This is a genomic window from Streptococcus mitis (assembly GCF_946190325.1).
In the GTDB taxonomy this organism is placed as follows: Bacteria; Bacillota; Bacilli; order Lactobacillales; family Streptococcaceae; genus Streptococcus; species Streptococcus mitis_CF.
The window spans coordinates 43,979-67,007 of record NZ_CAMHZR010000005.1; the positions used below are offsets into that span (position 1 = coordinate 43,979).

General features: G+C 41.1%; 14 protein-coding genes and 1 pseudogene. 1 reads left to right on the forward strand and 14 read right to left on the reverse strand.

The features are described 5' to 3' along the window. Positions 1–230: 230 nt before the first annotated feature. On the forward strand, positions 231–4,736 hold the full coding sequence (locus tag N8M95_RS07130) for a G5 domain-containing protein (protein ID WP_314725970.1): 4,506 nt from the start codon (positions 231–233) through the stop codon (positions 4,734–4,736). Between the two features lie 54 nt (positions 4,737–4,790). Here the strand turns inward: N8M95_RS07130 and purB are convergent, their stop codons facing one another. The 14 genes and pseudogenes from purB to N8M95_RS07205 all read right to left on the reverse strand — a co-directional run bounded on the left by purB (position 4,791) and on the right by N8M95_RS07205 (position 23,004). Further along, entirely contained in the window at positions 4,791–6,089 is a 1,299-nt protein-coding gene (gene purB / locus N8M95_RS07140; protein ID WP_261116902.1) for an adenylosuccinate lyase, read from the reverse strand. Positions 6,090–6,152: 63 nt separating this feature from the next. Further along, positions 6,153–6,380, reverse strand: coding sequence for a phosphoribosylaminoimidazole carboxylase (locus tag N8M95_RS07145; RefSeq protein ID WP_261043959.1), 228 nt, complete (start codon positions 6,378–6,380; stop codon positions 6,153–6,155). Between the two features lie 9 nt (positions 6,381–6,389). Then, positions 6,390–7,481, reverse strand: coding sequence for a 5-(carboxyamino)imidazole ribonucleotide synthase (gene purK / locus N8M95_RS07150; RefSeq protein WP_261116903.1), 1,092 nt, complete (start codon positions 7,479–7,481; stop codon positions 6,390–6,392). Next, on the reverse strand, positions 7,468–7,956 hold the full coding sequence (purE, locus tag N8M95_RS07155) for a 5-(carboxyamino)imidazole ribonucleotide mutase (protein ID WP_125416735.1): 489 nt from the start codon (positions 7,954–7,956) through the stop codon (positions 7,468–7,470). The genes purK and purE overlap by 14 nt, the downstream gene beginning before the upstream one ends. A gap of 198 nt (positions 7,957–8,154) precedes the next feature. Beyond that, complete coding sequence (gene purD / locus N8M95_RS07160) at positions 8,155–9,420, reverse strand: phosphoribosylamine--glycine ligase (RefSeq protein ID WP_261116904.1); 1,266 nt, start codon at positions 9,418–9,420, stop codon at positions 8,155–8,157. 122 nt (positions 9,421–9,542) lie between these two features. Next, positions 9,543–9,632 (reverse strand): annotated as a pseudogene (locus tag N8M95_RS07165) (IMP cyclohydrolase); the annotation flags it as partial. A gap of 57 nt (positions 9,633–9,689) precedes the next feature. Beyond that, on the reverse strand, positions 9,690–10,946 hold the full coding sequence (locus N8M95_RS07170) for a protein kinase domain-containing protein (protein ID WP_261116905.1): 1,257 nt from the start codon (positions 10,944–10,946) through the stop codon (positions 9,690–9,692). A 1-nt stretch (position 10,947) separates the two neighbouring features. Next, complete coding sequence (locus N8M95_RS07175) at positions 10,948–12,297, reverse strand: AAA family ATPase (protein ID WP_261116906.1); 1,350 nt, start codon at positions 12,295–12,297, stop codon at positions 10,948–10,950. 268 nt (positions 12,298–12,565) lie between these two features. Next, positions 12,566–14,113, reverse strand: coding sequence for a bifunctional phosphoribosylaminoimidazolecarboxamide formyltransferase/IMP cyclohydrolase (gene purH, locus N8M95_RS07180; protein ID WP_261116907.1), 1,548 nt, complete (start codon positions 14,111–14,113; stop codon positions 12,566–12,568). Positions 14,114–14,135: 22 nt separating this feature from the next. After that, a complete protein-coding gene (locus tag N8M95_RS07185; RefSeq protein WP_261116908.1) occupies positions 14,136–15,953 on the reverse strand; it encodes a DUF262 domain-containing protein in 1,818 nt (605 codons plus the stop codon). A gap of 2 nt (positions 15,954–15,955) precedes the next feature. Next, positions 15,956–16,510 (reverse strand): phosphoribosylglycinamide formyltransferase, encoded by a 555-nt coding sequence (gene purN / locus N8M95_RS07190; protein WP_261116909.1) that lies wholly within the window; start codon positions 16,508–16,510, stop codon positions 15,956–15,958. Further along, positions 16,507–17,526, reverse strand: a complete 1,020-nt coding sequence (purM, locus tag N8M95_RS07195) for a phosphoribosylformylglycinamidine cyclo-ligase (protein WP_261116910.1) — start codon at positions 17,524–17,526, stop codon at positions 16,507–16,509. The genes purN and purM overlap by 4 nt, the downstream gene beginning before the upstream one ends. A 216-nt stretch (positions 17,527–17,742) precedes the next feature. Beyond that, entirely contained in the window at positions 17,743–19,185 is a 1,443-nt protein-coding gene (purF, locus tag N8M95_RS07200; protein WP_000220614.1) for an amidophosphoribosyltransferase, read from the reverse strand. A 93-nt stretch (positions 19,186–19,278) separates the two neighbouring features. Further along, positions 19,279–23,004: a phosphoribosylformylglycinamidine synthase gene (locus N8M95_RS07205; protein WP_261116911.1), complete on the reverse strand. Its 3,726-nt coding sequence runs from the start codon at positions 23,002–23,004 to the stop codon at positions 19,279–19,281. Between the last annotated feature and the right edge of the window lie 25 nt (positions 23,005–23,029).

Genomic DNA, 23,029 nt, shown 5'->3' on the forward strand with positions numbered 1-23,029 from the left:
TTCTATAATTTGTGGAATATTTTATAGAAATAGGACCAAAAAAATTCTACTAAATATATATATGTTTCTTTTCCGACTAATCTGAAATCTTAAGCTTAAATTTTATATTTTTTTATACTTATTATAGTTTTTTATCATCTCCTCTTGACTCTTGTTAATATAAGAAATAAAATAAGGGTGTTGTTTTATGTAAACGCTATCAATATAAAATACAATCAGGAGGTTTTGCAATGAAACAAGAAAAACAACAACGTTTTTCCATTCGTAAATACGCTGTAGGAGCAGCTTCTGTTCTAATTGGATTTGCCTTCCAAGCACAGGCTGTTGCAGCCGATGGAGTTACTCCTACTACAGAAAACCAACCGACCATCCATACGGTTTCCGATTCCCCTCAACCATCCGAAAATCGGACTGAGGAAACACCTAAAGCAGAGCTTCAACCAGAAGCTCCAAAAACTGTAGAAACAGAAACTCCAGCTACTGATAAGGTAGCTAGTCTTCCAAAAACAGAGGAAAAACCACAAGAGGAAGTTAGTTCAACTCCTAGTGATAAAGAAGAAGTGGTAACCCCAACTTCTGTTGAAAAAGAAGCTGCCGATAAAAAGGCAGAGGAAGCTAGCCCTAAAAAGGAAGAGCAGAAAGAGGCTAATTCTAAAGAGTCGGATACAGACAAGACTGATAAGTCAGAAGCTGACAAGGATAAACCAGCCGAAAAAGATGCTAAAAAAGATGAAACGAAAGCAGAGGCTGATAAACCAGCAACAGAGGCAGGAAAGGAACGCGCTGCAACTGAAAATGAAAAATTAGCTAAACGAAAAATCGTTTCAATTGATGCCGGACGTAAATATTTCTCACCTGAGCAGCTCAAAGAAATTATCGACAAAGCTAAAGAATATGGTTACACAGATCTTCATCTCTTGGTAGGTAATGATGGTCTCCGTTTCATGTTGGATGATATGTCTATGAAAGTGGGCGATAAAACCTACTCTAGTGATGATGTCAAACGCGCCATTGAAAATGGAACAAATGCTTATTACGATGATCCAAATGGTAACCATCTCACTGAAAGTCAGATGACAGATTTGATTAATTATGCCAAAGATAAGGGAATTGGTGTGATTCCAACTGTCAATAGTCCTGGACATATGGATGCTATTCTCCATGCTATGAAAGAACTTGGCATTGAAAATCCTAACTTTGATTATTTTGGTAAAAAATCGGAACGAACTGTTGACTTAAATAATAAACAAGCAGTCGATTTTACAAAAACTCTGATTGACAAATACGCTAACTACTTCTCTAACAAATCTAAAATTTTCAATATTGGACTAGATGAATATGCCAATGATGCGACAGATGCTAAAGGTTGGAGTGTGCTTCAAGCTGATAAATATTATCCAAATGAAGGTTACCCTGAAAAAGGATATGAGAAATTCATCTCTTACGCCAATGACCTTGCTCGTATTGTAAAATCACACGGTCTAAAACCAATGGCCTTCAATGATGGTATTTACTACAATAGTGATACTAGCTTCGGAACTTTTGACAAAGATATCATCGTTTCAATGTGGACTGGTGGTTGGGGAGGTTACGACGTCGCTTCTTCTAAACTTCTAGTAGAAAAAGGTCACCAAATCCTAAACACTAACGATGCTTGGTACTACGTTCTTGGACGAAACGCTGATGGCCAAGGTTGGTACAATCTCGATCAGGGGCTCAATGGTATTAAAAACACACCAATCACTTCTGTACCAAAAACAGAAGGAGCTGATATCCCAATCATCGGTGGTATGGTAGCTGCTTGGGCTGACACTCCATCTGCACGTTATTCACCATCACGCCTCTTCAAACTCATGCGTCAATTCGCAAATTCTAACGCTGAATACTTCGCAGCTGATTATGAGTCTGCAGAAAAAGCACTTAACGAGGTACCAAAAGACCTTAACCGTTATACTGCAGAAAGCGTCGCGGCCGTAAAAGAAGCTGAAAAAGCTATTCGCTCTCTCGATAGCAACCTCAGCCGTGCCCAACAAGACACGATTGACCAAGCAATTACAAAACTTCAAGAAGCAGTCAGCAATTTGACCTTCACACCAGAAGCTCAAAAAGAAGAAGATGCTAAACGTGAGGTTGAAAAACTTGCTAAAAACAAGGTGATTTCAATCGATGCTGGACGCAAATACTTTACTCTTGACCAACTCAAACGCATCGTAGATAAGGCCAGTGAGCTCGGATATTCTGATGTTCATCTCCTTCTAGGAAATGACGGACTTCGATTCTTACTCGATGATATGACCATTACTGCCAACGGAAAAACCTATGCTAGTGATGACGTTAAAAAAGCTATTATCGAAGGAACTAAAGCTTACTACGACGATCCAAACGGTACTGCACTAACACAGGCAGAAGTGACAGAGCTTGTTAAATACGCTAAGGAAAAAGGTATTGGTCTGATTCCAGCTATTAATAGCCCAGGGCATATGGATGCTATGCTGGTTGCCATGGAAAAACTTGGCATCGCGAATCCTCAAGCCAACTTTGATAAAGTTTCAAAAACCACGATGGACCTTGAAAATCAAGAAGCCCTTAACTTTACCAAAGCCCTTATCGGTAAGTATATGGATTACTTTGCTGATAAATCAAAGATTTTCAACTATGGTACAGATGAGTATGCCAATGATGCGACAAACGCTCAAGGTTGGTACTACCTCAAATGGTATGGACTCTATAACAAGTTCGCAGACTATTCTAACAGCCTTGCTGCTATGGCTAAAGAAAGAGGGCTTCAACCAATGGCCTTCAACGATGGCTTCTACTATGAGGACAAGGACGATGTTCAATTTGACAAAGATGTATTGATTTCTTACTGGTCTAAAGGCTGGTGGGGCTACAACCTTGCATCACCTCAATATCTAGCAAGCAAGGGTTATAAGTTCTTGAATACCAACGGTGACTGGTACTACATTCTCGGTCAAAAACCAGAAGATGGTGGTGGTTTCCTCAAGAAAGCTATTGAGAATACTGGAAAAACACCATTCAATCAACTAGCTTCTACCAAATATCCTGAAGTAGATCTTCCAACAGTCGGAAGTATGCTTTCAATCTGGGCAGATAGACCAAGCGCTGAGTACAAGGAAGAGGAAATCTTTGAACTCATGACTGCCTTTGCAGACCACAACAAAGACTACTTCCGTGCTAATTATAATGCTCTCCGCGAAGAATTAGCTAAAATTCCTACAAACTTAGAAGGATATAGTAAAGAAAGTCTTGAGGCCCTTGACGCAGCTAAAACAGCTCTAAATTACAACCTCAACCGCAGCAAACAAGCTGAACTAGACGCACTAGTAGGTAAGCTCAAAGCTGCTCTTCAAGGCCTCAAACCAGCTGCAACCCATTCAGGAAGCCTGGATGAAAATGAAGTGGCTGCCAATGTTGAAACCAGTCCAGAACTCATCACAAGAACTGAAGAAATTCCATTTGAAGTTATCAAGAAAGAAAATCCTAACCTCCCAGCTGGTCAGGAAAATATTATTACAGCAGGAGTCAAAGGTGAACGAACTCATTACATCTCTGTACTCACTGAAAATGGAAAAACAACAGAAACAGTCCTTGATAGCCAGGTAACCAAAGAAGTTGTAAACCAAGTGGTTGAAGTCGGCGCTCCTGTAACTCACAAGGGTGATGAAAGTGGTCTTGCACCAACTACTGAGGTAAAACCTAGACTGGATATCCAAGAAGAAGAAATTCCATTTACCACAGTAACTCGTGAAAATCCACTCTTACTCAAAGGAAAAACACAAGTCATTACTAAAGGTGTCAACGGTCGCCGTACAAACTTCTACTCTGTAAGCACTGTTGATGACAAGGAAGTGAAAACACTTGTAGATAGTCTTGTAACCAAAGAAGCAGTTACGCAAATTGTTGAAGTCGGAACCCTGGTAACACATGTAGGCGATGAACATGATCTTGCTCCAGTTGCAGAAACAAAACCTAGACTGGATATCCAAGAAGAAGAAATTCCATTTACCACAGTGACTCGTGAAAATCCACTCTTGCTCAAAGGAAAAACACAAGTCATTGCTAAAGGTGTCAACGGGCACCGTACAAACTTCTACTCTGTGAGCACTGTTGATGGCAAGGAAGTGAAAACACTTGTAAATAGTGTCGTAGCACAGGAAGCTGTTACTCAAATAGTCGAAGTCGGAACTATGGTAACACATGTAGGTGATGAACATGATCTTGCTCCAGTTGCAGAAACAAAACCTAGACTGGATGTCCAAGAAGAAGAAATTCCATTTACCACAGTGACTCGTGAAAATCCACTCTTGCTCAAAGGAAAAACGCAAGTTATTACTAAAGGTGTCAACGGGCGTCGTAGCAACTTCTACTCTGTGAGCACTGTTGATGGCAAGGAAGTGAAAACACTTGTAGATAGTCTTGTAACCAAAGAAGCAGTTACTCAAATAGTCGAAGTCGGAACTCTGGTAACACATGTAGGCGATGAAAACGGACAAGCCGCTATTGCTGAAGAAAAACCAAAACTAGAAAAATCAAGCCAACCAACTCCATCAACTGCTCTTGCCGAGGAAAGCAAAGCTCTTCCTCAAGGTCCAGCTCCTGTGGTAACAGATAAAAAACTTCCTGAAACAGGAACTCACGATTCTGCAGGACTAGTAGTAGCAGGACTCATGGCCACACTAGCAGCCTATGGACTCACTAAAAGAAAAGAAGACTAAGTCTTTTCGATAAAAAATAAACAGCGAGCTTCAATCTCGCTGTTTATTTTTTAATTAATCACCCAGTCCAAGACGTTCAAAGATATCATCCACTCGTTTGGTATAGTATGTAGGGTTGAAGATTTCGTCGATTTCTTCTTGAGTGAGGCGTGATGTTACTTCTGGATCTGCTTCTAAAAGCGGTTTAAAGTCTACTTGATTGTCCCAAGAGTAGGCCGTTTTTGGTTGCACCAAGTCATAGGCTTGCTCACGGGTCATACCTTTCTCAATCAAGGTCAACATGGCACGTTGGCTGAAAATCAAACCAAATGTCGAGTTCATGTTGCGGATCATGTTTTCTGGGAAGACTGTCAAGTTTTTAACGATATTTCCAAAACGATTGAGCATGTAGTCAATCAAGATGGTTGTATCCGGTGTGATGATGCGCTCAGCTGATGAGTGAGAGATGTCACGTTCGTGCCAGAGAGCCACGTTCTCATAGGCTGTCACCATGTGACCACGGATAACACGCGCAAGACCTGTCATGTTCTCAGAACCGATAGGGTTGCGTTTGTGAGGCATTGCTGAAGACCCTTTTTGCCCTTTAGCAAAGAATTCTTCTACTTCGCGTTGCTCCGATTTTTGAAGACCACGGATTTCCGTTGCCATACGCTCGATAGAAGTTGCGATGCTGGCAAGAACCGCAAAGTACTCAGCGTGAAGGTCACGAGGAAGCACCTGTGTAGAGATTTCTTGAGCACGAATACCCAATTTATCGCAGACATATTGCTCTACGAATGGTGGGATGTTGGCAAAATTACCAACCGCACCAGAAATTTTACCAGCCTCAACACCAGCAGCCGCATGCTCGAAACGCTCGATATTGCGCTTCATTTCGCTATACCAAGTCGCCAATTTAAGCCCAAAAGTTGTCGGCTCAGCGTGCACACCGTGGGTACGCCCCATCATGATAGTGAACTTGTGCTCCTTAGCCTTGTCAGCGATGATGTTGGTGAAGTTTTCAAGGTCACGACGGATGATGTCGTTGGCCTGCTTATAAAGGTAACCGTAGGCCGTATCCACCACGTCGGTAGAAGTCAAACCATAGTGGACCCACTTGCGCTCTTCACCAAGAGTCTCAGAAACCGCACGCGTGAAAGCCACCACATCGTGGCGAGTCTCCTGCTCAATCTCCAAAATACGGTCGATGTCAAAGTCCGCTTTTTCACGAATCAAAGCCACATCTTCCTTAGGGATTTCCCCCAACTCAGCCCATGCCTCGTCAGCCAAGATTTCCACCTCAAGCCAAGCACGGTATTTATTTTCTTCACTCCAAATGTTCGCCATCTCAGGGCGAGAGTAACGGTTGATCATGTTGTTAATTTTTCCTTTCTTCTTAAGCTGTTGGGAATAAGCTATCTAGGTAAAACAAGATTTCTACTCAAACTCCTCTTTTCCAATAAACACAGATGGATAGTGTGGTAATTCATTGAGATCGGTATCCAATGGTAAATCATAAATTGCTAAATAGTTCTCAGGGTATTGAGCAACTAATTCATTATATTTAACTTGCACCTTATCATGGTCAGCACTAGCAAACAAGACTTCGACAACTGCTCCAGTCTTATCCTTCTCAATAAATGCATTTACGATTATTTGAATCATAGGTTTATCCTAAAAATCTATCCCTTTCCCAAATTCTTCAACCTCATCCGGCACATCACTAAACAAAGTCACATGTCCCATCTTGCGGTTGTGTTTCGCTTCTATTTTACCATACATGTGGAGGTGGGCGCTTGGATTTTCTGTGACAAATATTTCAGCGGTCTCGACATGCTGGCCGAGGACATTGAGCATAACTGCAGGTGCATGTAGCTGAATGGTTGGCAATGGTGCTCCCAGAACACCCAAGATATGGGTATCAAACTGCGAGAAGTCACAGGCTTCGATTGAGTAGTGACCTGAATTATGTGGACGTGGCGCGATTTCGTTGACAATGATGTCATCGGCAGTCGCAAACATTTCCACGCAAAGTGTTCCAGATAAGTTAAGTTGTTCAGCAATTCGCACAGCCATGGCTTTGGCTTTTTCAGCTAGACTTTCTGAAATGCGAGCTGGCACGATGGTTTTTGACAGGATGTTGTTACGGTGGATATTTTCCTGAACTGGGAAAACCGTCACATCCTTACCATTTCCTGACACGATGACGGAAATTTCAAGATCGAAGTTGACAAATTCTTCCAAGACACAGTCTGTAGAATCAGCAAGCGCATAGGCTTCTTCCAAATCTTCTGCTGAACGAATGACCTTTTGACCATGCCCATCGTAGCCACCCGTCGCCGTCTTGAGGACATAGTTTTTCGATAGGTCAATATCTGCCAAGTCTTGGCTAGAAGTCACGACCTTGTAGGGTGCCACAGTGACTTGTGCCTTGTTTGCGAGAAAATCCTTTTCAAAGATCCGATTTTGAGAAATGCGGAGCAGGTCTGTTCCTTGAGGGAGCTGATCATCCTTGATAACAGCATCTAAACCGTCAGCATCGACATTTTCAAACTCATAGGTCAGGACGTCGCAACGCTCCGCTAACTGACGCAGAGCATCCACGTCGTTATAAGGCGCCACGATGATTTCCGCCACACGAGAAGCTGGACAATCCGCCGCAGGGTCCAGCGCGATAACCTTGTGGCCCATGTAGATAGCCGAAATGGCCATCATCTGCCCCAGCTGACCGCCACCGATAATTCCGATTGTCTTAGATGAGCTCATTTGTAGACTCCTCTGCGATTTTTCCTTGTTCTTCTGCAAAATCTGCCAAAGCTGTCGCAATAGCTTGATCCTCTACAGAGAGGAGACGAAGAGCAAAGAGGGCCGCATTGGTAGCACCTGCTTCACCAATAGCCATTGTCGCAACAGGTACGCCACCTGGCATCTGCACGATAGAGTAGAGCGAGTCCACGCCACTAAGCGCACGCGATTTTACGGGCACACCAATGACTGGAAGGGTTGTTTTAGCTGCGACCATACCTGGCAAATGAGCTGCGCCACCTGCACCTGCGATGATGACCTTGATACCACGGCTACGGGCTTCTTCTGCATGCTTGAACATAAGGTCCGGTGTACGGTGGGCAGAGACAACTTTCTTTTCATAGGCTACACCAAAGCGGTCTAGGACTTCTGCTGTTTTTTGCATGGTTGCCCAGTCAGATTTTGAGCCCATGATGATGGAAATTACTGATTTCATTTTTAATCCTTTTTCTTTTTTTGATAATGGTCTTAGGTGGTGGAGACGGAAGCAAACCTTCGGTTTCATTCCTAAACTTTGAGCCTACGGTCTCCAATTTTCCCTAGACCAGAACAGAAAATGTTCTGGTCTTTTCACCACGGCGACCATTATCTTAGTTTGGTTCGCTTTCACTCGCCATGATTAATTTAGTGTCTTTTAATCTTTTATCGCCTTGCTTCCGATATCTGTTCGGTAGAAGAGCCCTTCTGTTTTTTGTTGGGCGAGTTGGCTGTAGATGATGTCTTGGGTTTCTTTGACAGTATCTGCTGTGGTGACGAGCATATAGACACGTCCGCCGTTTGATAGCAGTGCTCTGCTATTTTCCGCAAACTTAGCCCCTGCATAATAGGTGATAATGTCACCTTCTGTCTTGGCTGGTAACTTGACACCTTTTTCATAGTCTAGCGGATAACCGTTGGATGCGACAACCACACCCAGAGTCACACCCTTGTCCGTCCAGGTGATATTTGGCTCCTTACCATCAAGGATGGCTGTGATATTTTGTGCAAAATTAGAGGTCAGACGAGGCAAGATGATTTGCGTTTCAGGATCTCCAAAACGAGCGTTGAACTCTATGACCTTAGGTCCGTCTGTTGTCAAGATAAGACCTGCGTAAAGAACTCCCAGATATGGACGCCCTTCTTGGATCATGCCCTCTAGGACTGGCTTGACAATAGTCTCCACCGCTGTATCAACCACACTCTGTGGTAAGTGTGGAACTGGCGCATAGGCACCCATCCCACCAGTGTTAGGCCCCTTATCGCCATCATAGGCACGTTTGTGGTCTTGCGCTGTCGGCATGATATAGAACTTGTCGCCATTGACAAAAGCAAAGAGTGAAAATTCCTCACCTTCAAGAAACTCCTCGATAACCACACGTGCACCTGAGTCACCAAATTTATTGTCCAAAAGCATCTCATGAGCGGCTTCGACCGCTTGCTCGACTGTCTCAGCAACGACGACACCTTTCCCAAGAGCCAAACCGTCTGCCTTGACTACGATAGGCGCCCCCTTCTTTTCGATATAGGCCTTGGCTTTCTCAAAGTCTGAGAATGTGCCATAGGCTGCTGTCGGAACGCCGTACTTGACCATGACTTCCTTAGCAAAATCCTTGGACCACTCCAGCTCCGCTGCCAATCTTGTCGGACCAAAGGCCTTAAGCCCAGCTTGATTAAAATCATCCACGATACCAGCAGCAAGGGCATCATCTGGCCCGATAAAGGTCCAAGCAATATCGTTGACCTTTGCAAACTCAATCAATTTAGAATGTTCGGAAATAGAGATATTTACCAATTCCAGCCCATCCAAGGTCATCCCGTCATTCCCAGGAACTACAAAGACTTTTTCAACGTCTTTTGACTCAAGCAATTTCTTAGCAATGGCATGTTCACGACCACCCGATCCGACAACTAACAGCTTCATCTCACAACCTCTTTTGCGAATTATTTACTAACATTATATCACAAACGTTCGTTTTAATCTTATTTCACTCCACGTTTTTACGCAAAAAAAAGGAAAGAAACTGTTTTCTTTCCTTTACATTCTTAATGTCTAAAATGTCTCACGCCTGTGAAGACCATGGTCAAGCCATATTTATCCGCAGCTTCGATAGATTCTTGGTCACGGACGGAGCCATATCATAATTTCATATATTCAAAAATACTATACATATATTACGTAATAAATATTTGCTAATATAAAAAATTTTTATCATAAAAACATACTACATCATTTTTTAATTTGTCTCTAACTAACTTTTTAATATGACAATCCAATTTATTGAAACTGCCTTTAATAGTATGCAAAATATAATATGAACCTTGCAATTTAGCTTGGTAGGACATATATATTAGCGTTGACCAAACTTCAGCTACTAATTCTTCACATAACTTATGCTCTGTGGCCAACAAAAATAATTCACTGACCAAAATATTTTGATCTTCTTTATTTTTTTCATTTATATATATATCGTTTCTACCTCGTAGCATCTCACAGTAACCACAAATATATTCAAAAAATGTCTGTGAATCTTCCCTATTAAAATAGTCAGTAACAATCCTTGAAGATAAAATTTTTCTGATAGCCCTTTCAAATTCTGCATCTTCTGCTTCATGAAGCTGTATAATTATTGTTTGCCAAAAAAGTTCTTGATCCACTTCCTCTATACGATTGATATAATCAATTGCAATAAACATATTTTTACTTACTTGATTTCTCCCAAGCATTTCACTTTGTAAAATAGCTTGTAAAAAATCATCAACTCTTTTATATCTATTTTCAATATTATCATGAGTTGCCTTTTTAATAATTCTAGATAATTCTCTATCTATCTCCAACCCTAATATTTCAACAGTATAGTTTACTAACTCGCCTAAACTATATATATCCAATCGTATATCATCTGTGACTTCTCCCTTAATCAACTCTTTAGCAGAGAATCTATCATCTCCCATACCATATTTTGTGAGATGAAAATCATTAGATAAATCCTTGCTCAATCCAAAATCAGAAATGACTACTATCTCCTCCAATTCATCTATCAAAATATTTTCAGGTTTTAAATCTCTATGAATTATGTTGTTATCGTGTAAGAATGTTAAAGCATTACAAATTTGTTGAAAAACTTTTAGAGGAAATAAACCTTTATCTTTTTCTTTTAGTAGGTAGGTTTTATAATTATATTCATAATGACGCATTGTATATCTATACAATTCTTTATCATGATCTATTATTTTGATTATATTTTCATGTTCTACTTTATTGATATTATCAATTTCTGCAATAAATCTCCTTTTAGAATTCTCATCTTTCTTATATAAACGTTTTTCAACTATATTACAATCTCCGGAAAGTTTATAAACTTTACAAAATCCTCCTTTCCCGATTAAAAATTCTGGTACTGTAAGCTCTCTTCTGCTACTAGGCCTAGTAAGTTTATCTCTTAACATACTATTCCCCCATTATCAGGCAATCAAATTTAGGTACACTTCCATACTTTCCAACAAGGTACTCCTTCATAATATCCTTGTCAAATCTTACCTTGTATTCTTCTAAAGAGTACATGTGTGAAGCATTTTCTTCTTTATCAACAAACCAAATCTGATCACGACGTAATAATGATAAATCAAGTAATCTATCTTCATGAGTTGTCACTATCAATTGAATCAAATTATTTTCAAGAGATTTTCTTATAAATTCATAAGTCAAATTAGGATGGAAACTTCTATCAATTTCATCAATAATAAATACCTTATTTTCTACAGTATTTAAGACCCCGTAAATCTTAATTAAACGTCTTGTTCCATCAGATTCCTCACGAAAAGCAAATTTGGCATTCGTCCCATCGTGTATAAAATATAATCTCTCGATAACTATTTCATAATCGTCATTTACCGAGAAAAAGTATATATTTTCTTCGGTTTGAACAAGATTAATAATTTTTTTCGAATCTTTATTTTTATTAACTTCAATTACTCTACTAATAATTGACTCTAATACCCTGTCATCTGGGATTTCGTCAATATCTGCTTTAGTTATTTCCTCACGCTCAATAGCATTGATACCTGTAGAAAAAGAATGTAAAAATCTTGCCAATTTGTCTGTGTCTTCCTGCTTTAAAAAAACTTCTGCACTTCTACTTACTTCTCCTTCTGGTTCAATAATTTCCAATGTTTGTAAAAACCACTCGTAAGCTTTGTATACATCTATAGAATAATCAATCTTCCGTTCAGGAGTATTTATATATTTCAAAAATAGTGAATTAGATTTTTGTGCATCAGATATATATATATCAAATCTAGGAATATCTTTTTCTAATAATCCCCAGTTTTCTATTGAAAAATGATTTTTATCAAATGGTTTAGAATAATCTATATTGAATAGCGCTAAATCATCTCCCCCTTCATTCCTGTACAACCACTCCTCTTTTAAACTTAAATTGAATAAGTTAACTGAAAAACCATATGTGTAAATTTTATTATCTGATATGAAATCAAATTCAAATTTTGTATCTTTCAATTTAAAACTATCTTGAGCTTTGAAATAACTGTCCTTCAACAAATTTTTTCTTAATTCATTTTTTGACGACAAAATAAATGTTCTTGCAAATGTTAATGCATTTATAAAATTTGATTTCCCTGACGCATTAGCACCATAAATTGCAGAAAAATTTAATAACGATAGATTTTCACTAATTTGTTTCTTATACTTTCTGTGACTTCTAACCTTACTTGCAATCATTGAAAAATCGGTCAAATTTTTATATGATAAAAAGTTTTCAAATCGGAAATTAATCAGCATATCACGCCTCCAACTAAATGTGAAATTTTCACCTAATTATATCATCATTTTTAAAACATGTAAAACAATAACAAAAAATCCTTTCTTTTTTGTGAAATTTTCACTTTTTATAATTGTGTTAGTTATATATTACTTCAAATCTCATACTAATTTCTTAAAATTCTTGAGAGGTATTAAAAAACATCTAATCTGGAATTCCGTTTTAAAAGTCAGATACGATAATTCTAACTTTTAAAAATTGATACTTTTCGATTAGATCTTACTCTTCTTAATGTCTAAAATGTCTCACTCCTGTGAAGATCATGGTCAAGCCATATTTGTCAGCAGCTTCGATGGATTCCTGATCACGGACCGATCCACCTGGCTGGATGATAGCCTTAATACCTGCTTTGGCGATTTCTTCCACATTATCCGCAAATGGGAAGAAGGCATCCGAAGCAAGCACAGCGCCGTCAAGACGGTCTTTAGCTTGGTCAATAGCGATGCGAACAGAGGCCACACGATTAGTTTGACCTGGGCCAACGCCAAGTGTCATGTGGTCATTGGTCACGATAATACCGTTTGATTTGACGTACTTGATAGCCTTCCAAGCGAACTCAAGAGCAGTCGCTTCTGTCTCAGTTGGCTGGCGTTTTGTCACCACTTGCCAGTCAGCTGGGCTTTCCTTTACCACGTCTTGATTTTGCACCAGAAGTCCACCTACTACACCTGTGTATTCTGCTTCCACTTCGCTAGCCTCTTGAGCATCAAATGGCAAGGCAAGGATACGCAAGTTTTTCTTTTTATTGGTCAAAATAGCTAGCGCCTCATCCGTATAGCTTGGTGCGATGATGATTTCGAGGAAGACACCATGCATCTTCTCAGCTGTCGCAGCATCCACCTCACGGTTGAGAACGACAATCCCACCAAAGATAGACACTGGATCAGACTCATAAGCGTAGTCCCAAGCAGTCTCAATGTTATCAGCCTGACCGATTCCACATGGGTTCATGTGTTTGAGAGCCACAACGGTTGGACGGTCTTTGAAGTCACGGATGATACGGATAGCAGCATCAGCGTCACGAATATTGTTGAATGACAATTCCTTACCGTTAAGCTGTTTGGCTGAAGCAATTGAGTAATCAGTCGGCAAAGCTTTCTGGTAGAAATCCGCGTCTTGTTGAGGGTTCTCACCGTAACGCATAGCTTGTTTGAGGTCATAGGTCAAAGTGAGCTTTTCAGGTTTGCTTTCTCCGACTTGAGCTGTGAAATACTCTGCAATCAAGGCGTCATAAGCCGCTGTGTGACGGAAAACCTTGGCTGCCAAACGTTGACGCGTTTCATAAGTCGTTTCACCATTTGCTGACAATTCGTCAAGAATCACAGCATAATCCTCTGGGTCTACAACAACTGTTACGCTGGCGTGGTTCTTCGCTGCTGAACGAAGCATAGATGGACCACCAATATCGATATTCTCCACCGCATCCGCATAAGTCACATCTGGTTTGAGGATGGTTTCCTTAAATGGGTAAAGGTTAACTACAACAAGATCGATAAGCTCAATCTGATTGTCCTTAGCCGCTTCTAAATGGCTATCAAGGTCACGACGAGCGAGAAGCCCACCGTGGATATTTGGATGAAGGGTCTTGACACGACCGTCCATCATCTCTGGGAACCCAGTCACATCATCGATGGCAATGGTGTTCACCCCAGCATTATCAAGGGCAACCTTGGTTCCACCTGTTGAGATGATCTCCCAACCGAGTTTTTTAAGTTCTTGGGCAAATTCAACAATGCCCGCTTTGTCTGAGACGCTGATTAAGACGCGTTTAGTCATTTTTCTTCCTTTCATTCCTAGTTTATATATCTAAAAATTGTTGACGAACTTCATCTGAATCAACTTTTTGAAACATTTTTAAAAAATTTATATAATTATCTGTAAGTTCTGTAGGAATTTCAATTTTAAATTGTCTTGTTTCCATATATTCTTCAGAAATCTTATTCAATCCCCAACTTGATAATAAATTTATAAGTTCATCAGCAATGCGGATATCTCTTTCACGAATTTCATCAAGTCTCCAATCACTTTTATCCTTAGATAAATCTTGTACCAATGTAATTGATGATTTTTGATAAGTTTCTTTCTTCTTAGCAAAATATCCGTTACTAGCAATAATATTCAGTTTCTTCTCAAAAGGTATCTTATTACCAATATGTTCTATCAAATCCCTAACTTCTCTTTCTGAATTATCTGGAAAGAAACTAGTTTGCCACTTTTGAGGTAAAATATGCTCTATTTCCCATTTTTCTGGTAATAATTCATCTTGTTTTTGATAAGCCAGTACCTTTAGAAGCATCCGAACCGTATTTCGATGTGCATTCTTTACTTTTTCTTTGAATTCTTCTTCATCAACTAAAGAGAAATCAAATTTAGGTGTTTTAGATTGATAAACTGAGGCATTCAAATTTAAAATACTACGCTTGACTGCGTTTATTGTTGGAGTAACTACGTACCTTGCTGACAAAACTGCAAATAAATTTCTTAAAAAGTTCAAAAAATCTGACTCAAAATTTTCAGAGCTTTTGTAACGTAAATAATATATTACTACAGGATACTTCCAAAATTCATTCGGATAAGAGGATAGAGAATCCAGTACTTTAAGAATTTCTTTATTCTCTGACCAATTCTCGCCTTCCACAACTATCCTATTATTAATAACTGTCCATAAACTTACTAGTAAACGAAGATTCGTCAATAAGTCACTTTGATATAATTTTTCAAATTGATTCTGAGAATAGTATTTTCTAATACCCGGAGTTGTAGTATTTCTATCATTCTCTTTAGCTCTCAGATAAAACATATAGTAATAAAACAACTTTTGAATACTCTCATTTGCATTTGATGCGGATTCATCAATCAGTTTCCACTCTTCGATAAAATCCTTTTTCTGACTATTGTCTATATAGTTATATATCTTAGCCTTAAAAATATCTGCATCAGATAAAGCTAGTCCTCTATCATTTAGTGTAGAAAATATTGTCAGTGCAGTATCCTGTGAATCAGCAGTAATAGGAAGCAAAATAGCTCTATTTAAAACATTTTGAATAAACCAGTAAAACAATTCTGGTTCTTTACTTGCATAATCTTCAATTAACTCCACAAATAACTTATAGTTTTCAGAATAAGTGTCTTTTCTTCCTTTTTCTGTTTCTCCCGTAACTAATATATTTGTAAAAATATTATTTTCTTCTTCACCAACAACTCTTGAAACTATTAAGACTTTTTCAAAATCAACTTCTGCCGTAAGTTCATCTTGTTCCCACATTGCTGCTTCAATCTGTCGCATAAAATTCTTTGACTGAAGAGTTTCACTCATAGAACTCAGTTTAGAATATAGAGCTCTTAAAAGCAAAAATAAAGAAGTAATGCGTTGCTGCCCATCTATAATTTCTTGTTCGTTCTCATCATTCTCATATGCTACAATAGTGCCTAAAAAGTATGTACTGTCTTTTTCTTCACCACTGGTATACTCAACTAAGTCATCAAATAGAGTCTGAATCTGATCAGTTGTCCATGCATATGGTCTCTGATATTCTGGAATAGCGAATTTCTTATTTTTCCCTGATCCAAGTAATTCCTTTACAGTCTGTTTATTAACCTCTATAGTTGTTACCATATTTAACACTTCCTCTCCACTCCCAAACTATCCAACACCTCCGGATACAACTTGTACTCTGCCTCATGAATCCGAGCTTCAAAACTGTCAATGGTATCATCAGCTAGTCGTGGTACACGTACTTGTTTGATGACCTTTCCTGTATCCACTCCAGAGTCCACCCAGTGAATGGTCACGCCGCTCTCAGCAACGCCAGCATTCCAAGCGTCCTCAATTCCGTGAGCTCCTGGAAATTCTGGCAGGTAGGCTGGATGGATATTGATGATTCGACCTTCATAAGCCGCCAATAAAGTTGGCCCAACGATTTTCATGTATCCTGCCAGACAAACCAAGTCAATCTGGTGTTCTTCCAAGAGTTCGACAAGGGCCGCTTCATAGTCTGCCTTGCTCTCAAACTCCTTGAGTTCAAAAGCATAGGACAGAACGCCGAGCTTGTCTGCACGTTCGAGCACATAGGCATCACGATGATCTGAAAAGACAAACTCCACTGGAAATTCTTCGGCAATCACCTGAAAATTTGAGCCATTACCCGAGGCAAAAACCGCTATTTTTTTCATTTGATAATGACACTTTCGTTTTCTTTCTTGACGATACGACCAATTTCATAAACTGGTTCATCCAACAATTCCTTGACACGGCCTACATTTTCAGGGCTAACTGCCAACATGAGTCCCACACCCATATTGAAGATTTCAAACATTTCTTTATGTTTGATTTCACCGTATTTCTCAAGAGCTTTGAAAATCGGTAAAACTGGAACCTTGTCTTCCTCAATCTCAGCAGCCAAGTCAGCTGCAAACATACGAGGGACATTTTCGATAAAGCCACCACCAGTGATGTGGGCAATGCCGTTGACCAACCCTTCCTTAATGAGTGGTAAAACAGCCTTGACATAGATACGAGTCGGCTCAAGAAGAACTTCCTTGAGTTTCTTACCTTCCAATTCTGGCAAGACTTCCTCACCTGTGTAGTCCGCAAAAACACGACGGACGAGAGAGTAACCATTGGAATGAATCCCACTTGAGGCAAGTCCGAGAAGAACATCTCCCTCTGCCACTTTTGAACCGTCTATGATTTGAGATTTTTCAGCTACGCCGACTGCAAAACCAGCCAAGTCGTAGTCATCTTCGCCGTACATGCCAGGCATTTCAGCCGTTTCCCCACCGATGAGGGCAGCACCTGCCTGCACACAACCTTCTGCCACACCAGCAACCACTTGTTCTAGCTTAGCTGGTTCATTCTTCCCTGTCGCGACGTAGTCGAGGAAATAGAGGGGCTCCGCACCTGCAGCAATGATATCGTTGACACACATGGCCACACAGTCCTGACCAATAGTATCGTGCTTGTCGTACTTGATAGCCAGCATGAGCTTGGTTCCGACACCGTCAGTCCCTGAAATCAAAACCGGCTCTTTGACACCTGTTTTTGAAAGATCAAACATGCCACCAAAGCCACCCAGAGCTCCCATAACACCTGCACGCTCCGTACGAGCCACGTGCTTTTTAATCCGTTCAACAACTTCATAACCCGCTTCAACATCCACACCAGATTGAGCGTACGCATTTTTTGTCATTTTTTAATCCTTTTCTTTTTTTGAGAAAGACTGCGACGTATTTTTAGATAAACAATTATTTTATCTAAAAATACTAGTCAGGTCTCTAGCTTTGGTCCCATAGGAGAAAGCGTCTACTGACAAATGCTTTAGCTTTTAGTCAGTAGTGAAACGTGAAGCATAAGCATTTTTATTTGTCATTTGTTTATTACTTTTCTTTAATGGAGGATAGGCTACCTATTTATAAAAACTGGTCTTTTCTTCCAAACTTCGACGATAGTCTTCTTCGTAGTCGTAGAGAGGTGTTGGGTAGTCACCGTCAAAGTAAGCAACACAGAGACCACCATTCGGCGCATCTGTTTCAATACCAATCGAATCAATCAATCCTTCAACAGAAAGATAGGTCAGGCTATCCGCCCCAATGATTTGACGCGTTTCTTCAACCGTATGATTGGCCGCAATTAGCTCCTGACGAGTCTGGATATCAATCCCGTAGAAACATGGATAAGCTAGCGCTGGACTACCAATGGCAACGTGAACCTCAGTCGCACCTGCTTCTTTCAGGAGCTGAACGATCCGACGAGAGGTTGTTCCACGTACAATAGAGTCATCAATCATAACCACACGCTTGCCTTTTACAACTCCTGAAACAGCAGAGAGTTTCATCCGCACCCCTTGCTCCCGTAATTCTTGAGTCGGTTGGATAAAGGTCCGTTGGGTGTATTGGTTCTTGATGAGGCCCATTTCGTTTGGTAGACCTGATTCTTCCGCAAAGCCCATAGCTGCGCTGAGTGAAGAATTGGGTACACCGACTACGATATCCGCCTCATGCTTGAATTCACGCGCCAATTGGGCACCCATACGTTTACGTGCCGTATGGACATTGACACCATGAATGTTAGAATCAGGGCGAGCAAAATAGATATACTCCATAGAACAGATTGCTAACTGGGTATCATCTGTATAGCTATCATACTGGATTCCCTTGTCATCAATGATCACAATCTCACCTGGTTTCAAATCACGAATCCATTCTGCACCAATGACTTCAAAAGCACAGGTTTCAGATGACACTACGACTGCTCCGTTAGCCATTTTCCCGATCGAAAGGGGACGGAAACCATTGGGGTCAAGAGCAGCAATTAACTTATCTTCAAACAGCAAGATATAAGCAAAGCCACCTTTAACAAGGCTGAGCGCTTCCTTGATTTTGCCCATCAAGTTCGGATTGTGACTGCGACGAATGAGGTGAGCTAAGATTTCCGAGTCCGAAGTCGCGCTGAAAATTGCTCCTCTTTGTTCCAATTCTTTCTTGAGAGAGGCTGCATTGGTCAGATTCCCATTATGAGCCAAGCCAAACTGCATATCGTGAAAACGGAAGAGGAAAGGCTGGATATTATCTACAGAAGCTTCGCCAGCAGTCGCGTAACGCACATGCCCAATCGCACCAGTCCCCGTCAATTTATCTAAGTTAGCAGGGTTTCTGAAGACTTCTGATAGAAGACCCATATCGCGATGCCGCTTTAATTTCCCTTGGTCATTGGAAAGGATTCCTGCCCCCTCTTGACCACGGTGCTGAAGACTATGGAGACCAAAATAGGTCAATTTAGCAGCATCTGGATGTCCCCAGATACCGAAAACACCACATTCTTCATTAAGAGATTTTACTTCGTATGTCATTTTATATACCTAATTTTTATTTGTGTAGCACCAAGAGCTAAATCTACATGACTTTTACATTACTGATACTATCTATTAGAAAATCTGTAAGTCTTATTTTCCAGTAAAGTATTTAACCGCCGACGCAAACAGGTGCTGGTCTTTATTGCCTGGGATATTTTGGAAAAGACCGTCTTCATAACGTTCTGAGTGTCCCATCTTACCGATGATTTGGCCGTTCTTGCTGGTAATTCCTTCGATGGCATGGACAGAACCATTCGGATTGTACTTAGAATCCATACTTGGTTTTCCATCAAAGTCAACATATTGGCTGAAAATTTGTCCATTGTCACGGAGTTCAGCGAATTCCTCAGCCGTCACGACAAACTTCCCTTCACCGTGTGAAACAGGAATAGCATGGATATCGCCCACTTGCACCCCAGCCAACCATGGCGAGTTGGTGTTGGCAATACGAGTTTCCACCATCTTCGCTACGTGCTGGTTGGCATCATTGTAGAAAAGAGTTGGACTAGTACTAGTAGCATCTTCAAAGTTTCCGTATGGAAGAAGACCTGATTTGACCAAGGCCTGGAATCCATTACAGATACCGATAATTAAGCCACCACGGGCGATAAAGCTATCAATAGCTACACGCACTTTTTCATTGAGCAGGATGTTAACGATAAACTTAGCCGAGCCATCTGGCTCGTCCGCAGCTGAGAATCCACCTGCAAAGAAAAGGATATTAGCCTTGCCGATGTTGTCAACCATGATTTCAACTGACTTGGCAATGGCTTCTTCATTCAAGGTCACGAATGGCACCAAGTTAACCTCTGCACCTTCTTTTTCGAAGGCCTTAGCTGAGTCATATTCCGAGTTGGTTCCTGGGAAGACTGGGATGTAGACCACAGGTTTTTCAACCTTTTCTTTTGCTTTAATCACAACATCTGATACCACAGCTGGTACTTCAGCAAGTTCTTTAGCTTGAGTAAATTCTGTTGGGTAAACTTCCTCCAGTTTTCCTTGGAAGGCACTGTCAAGTTTCTGTCCATCTAGCTTCACACCGTTGACAAGGAGTGTAAAGTCTGCTTTCGTTTGACCGATTTTCTCTACTCCAGCAATTTCTTCAGGAGATGTGAAGACAAATCCGCCTAATTGAGCTGTTAAAGCCGTTTCAAGTTCAGGCAAGGTCACCTCTGCACCAATATGATTTCCAAAGGTAGCAAGAGCCAAACTTTCAACCACACCACCATATTTGACAGCCGATGCAGATGTTACTTTGTGAGCCTTTTGAAGGGCTTCAAATTGAGCGAAGTTAGACTTGATAAGATCGAAGTCAATCTCTTGAGCCAATGCTTGACCTGGGATGTAGTAGATATGTTCACCAGCAACCTTAAATTCTGGAGAAAGCACCTTACGGCTATCTGCCGTCGTTACCCCAAAGGCAACTAAGGTTGGTGGCACAGTCAATTCTTCAAATGTACCAGACATAGAGTCCTTACCACCAATAGATGGTAGACCGAGCTGAATCTGAGCTTCGATAGAACCTAGAAGCGCTGCTACTGGCTGACCAAAACGCTCAGCTTGTTTGTCCATGCGCTCGAAGTACTCTTGGTAAGAGAAACGAGCCTGAGACCAGTTTGCACCAGCAGCAACCAATCGAGCAGTTGCTTCGATCACCGCATAGGCAGCACCGTGGTATGGAGACCATTCAGCTACATATGGATTGAATCCTTGGGCCATGACTGACGCAGTATGGGTCACACCGTGTTGAACTGGTAATTTCTGCACAGATGCCTCAGTTGGTGTGAGTTGGTAACGACCACCAAGTGGGTGATTAACCGTGGAGCGTCCAACAGAGCAATCAAAGATAGTCTGTAATCCTTTTTGACTCGCATGATTCAAATCAGATAAAACCGCAAGTGTATCAACTTCAAGTGTGTTAGCAGATGTTTGACGTTCTTCTGGAAGCTTGACATCCTTGTCCACAACCTTAGCATCGACGACCACACGCACACCATTGGTGTCAAGGAAACGACGCTCCAAGTCCACGATTGTCTCTCCATTCCAGTGCATGACTAGATTTGGTTTTTCAGTTACTGTCGCAACCACGACAGCGTCAATATTTTCTTTATTACATTCTGTAACGAAGGCATCTACGTCTTCTGGACGAACCACGACCGCCATCCGTTCTTGAGATTCAGAGATGGCAATTTCAGTACCATTCAAGCCTTGGTATTTAAGAGGCACCTTGTTGAGGTCGATTTCAAGACCGTCCGCCAATTCACCGATAGCCACACAGACACCACCAGCACCAAAGTCATTGGACTTCTTAATGAGACGAGTGACATCTCCATTACGGAAAAGACGTTGAATCTTACGTTCTTCGATGGCATTCCCTTTTTGAACTTCAGCTCCAGCAGTTTCCACGGACTCAACCGTTTGAACCTTAGAAGAACCTGTCGCACCACCGACACCATCACGTCCAGTCTTACCTCCAAGAAGGATAATGACATCACCAGCTTCCGGTTTTTCACGGACAACATTGCCCTTAGGAGCCGCTCCGACAACAGCACCTAGCTCCATGCGTTTAGCTACAAAGCCTGGGTGGAAGTATTCACGAACGTAGGTTGTTGCAAGTCCAATCTGGTTACCGTATGAAGAATAACCATGAGCAGCTGTTTTAGAAATAACCTGTTGTGGCAATTTCCCAGCACGCGTTTCCGAAATCGGTGCTGTAATATCACCAGCACCCGAGATACGCATAGCTTGATAAACGTAGGAACGACCTGACAATGGATCACGAATGGCTCCACCGATACAGGTAGCAGCCCCACCAAATGGTTCAATCTCAGTTGGGTGGTTGTGAGTTTCATTTTTAAACATGAGGAGCCAAGGTTCCTTGACACCATCAACGTCCACTTCGATTTCTACTGAGCAGGCGTTTATTTCATCAGACACTTCCATGTCGTCCAAACGCCCATTAGCTCTCTCATAACGACCGAAAATAGTGGCCATATCCATCAAGGTTTGCGGTTTTTCAGAACGCCCCAACTCATCGCGCATAGCGATATATTTATCATAGGTTGACTGCAATTGTTTTTGGAATTTAGAAGCTGAAAAGTCGATGTTTTTCAACTCTGTCTCAAAAGTCGTGTGACGGCAGTGGTCAGACCAGTAAGTGTCCAAAACTTTGAGCTCTGTTTCCGTCGGCACGCGCCCGATTGACTTGAAGTAGTCTTGGATAAAGAGCAAATCATCCACTTCCATAGCCATCCCTTGCTCGGCCTTGTAGCGGGCAAAGTCTTCTGCTGTATAGCTTTCAAAGAAAGTCAATTTAGGAATGGTCTTGTCTGACTCTGAAAATTCCTGCTTGGCAATTCCTGTCGTGATGTCCTTGAAACGAGAATCAACTGGGTTGAGCAAGTAGTTCTTGACCGCTTCCAACTCAGTCGCATCAATATCCTTATTCACCAAGTAAAGTTGGGCTGTATTGACTGTCACATCACTCGAACTTCCCAGCAAAAGCAAGGCTTCTTGCGAAGAGGCCGCACGCTGGTCAAACTGACCCGGCAAGCTTTCGATGGCAAAGAAAGCATAGTTAGCAAGATCCGCTTGCACAGCCGCTTCATCCAAGACATGGTCTGTCACCTGCTCAGAGAAGATGTGTTTCTCTGCAGGTGCAAACAAGTCCTCTGCCAAGTCAAACACATCATAAACTTGTACGATGCGAATACTTTTCAAGCTTGAAAGTCCCAAGTTATGCTGGAGTTCTCTAACTAAACTCTCTGACTTGACCTGAAAATCAGCCTTTTTTTCAACAAAAATACGTTTATCCATCAATTCTTATTCCTTTATTTCAGCT

Coding starts and splice junctions, on each gene's coding strand:
- N8M95_RS07130 (WP_314725970.1), top strand. CDS start 231: ATGAAACAAGAAAAACAACAACGTTTTTCCATTCGTAAATACGCTGTA.
- purB (WP_261116902.1), bottom strand. CDS start 6,089: ATGATCAACCGTTACTCTCGCCCTGAGATGGCGAACATTTGGAGTGAA.
- N8M95_RS07145 (WP_261043959.1), bottom strand. CDS start 6,380: ATGATTCAAATAATCGTAAATGCATTTATTGAGAAGGATAAGACTGGA.
- purK (WP_261116903.1), bottom strand. CDS start 7,481: ATGAGCTCATCTAAGACAATCGGAATTATCGGTGGCGGTCAGCTGGGG.
- purE (WP_125416735.1), bottom strand. CDS start 7,956: ATGAAATCAGTAATTTCCATCATCATGGGCTCAAAATCTGACTGGGCA.
- purD (WP_261116904.1), bottom strand. CDS start 9,420: ATGAAGCTGTTAGTTGTCGGATCGGGTGGTCGTGAACATGCCATTGCT.
- N8M95_RS07170 (WP_261116905.1), bottom strand. CDS start 10,946: ATGTTAAGAGATAAACTTACTAGGCCTAGTAGCAGAAGAGAGCTTACA.
- N8M95_RS07175 (WP_261116906.1), bottom strand. CDS start 12,297: ATGCTGATTAATTTCCGATTTGAAAACTTTTTATCATATAAAAATTTG.
- purH (WP_261116907.1), bottom strand. CDS start 14,113: ATGACTAAACGCGTCTTAATCAGCGTCTCAGACAAAGCGGGCATTGTT.
- N8M95_RS07185 (WP_261116908.1), bottom strand. CDS start 15,953: ATGGTAACAACTATAGAGGTTAATAAACAGACTGTAAAGGAATTACTT.
- purN (WP_261116909.1), bottom strand. CDS start 16,510: ATGAAAAAAATAGCGGTTTTTGCCTCGGGTAATGGCTCAAATTTTCAG.
- purM (WP_261116910.1), bottom strand. CDS start 17,526: ATGACAAAAAATGCGTACGCTCAATCTGGTGTGGATGTTGAAGCGGGT.
- purF (WP_000220614.1), bottom strand. CDS start 19,185: ATGACATACGAAGTAAAATCTCTTAATGAAGAATGTGGTGTTTTCGGT.
- N8M95_RS07205 (WP_261116911.1), bottom strand. CDS start 23,004: ATGGATAAACGTATTTTTGTTGAAAAAAAGGCTGATTTTCAGGTCAAG.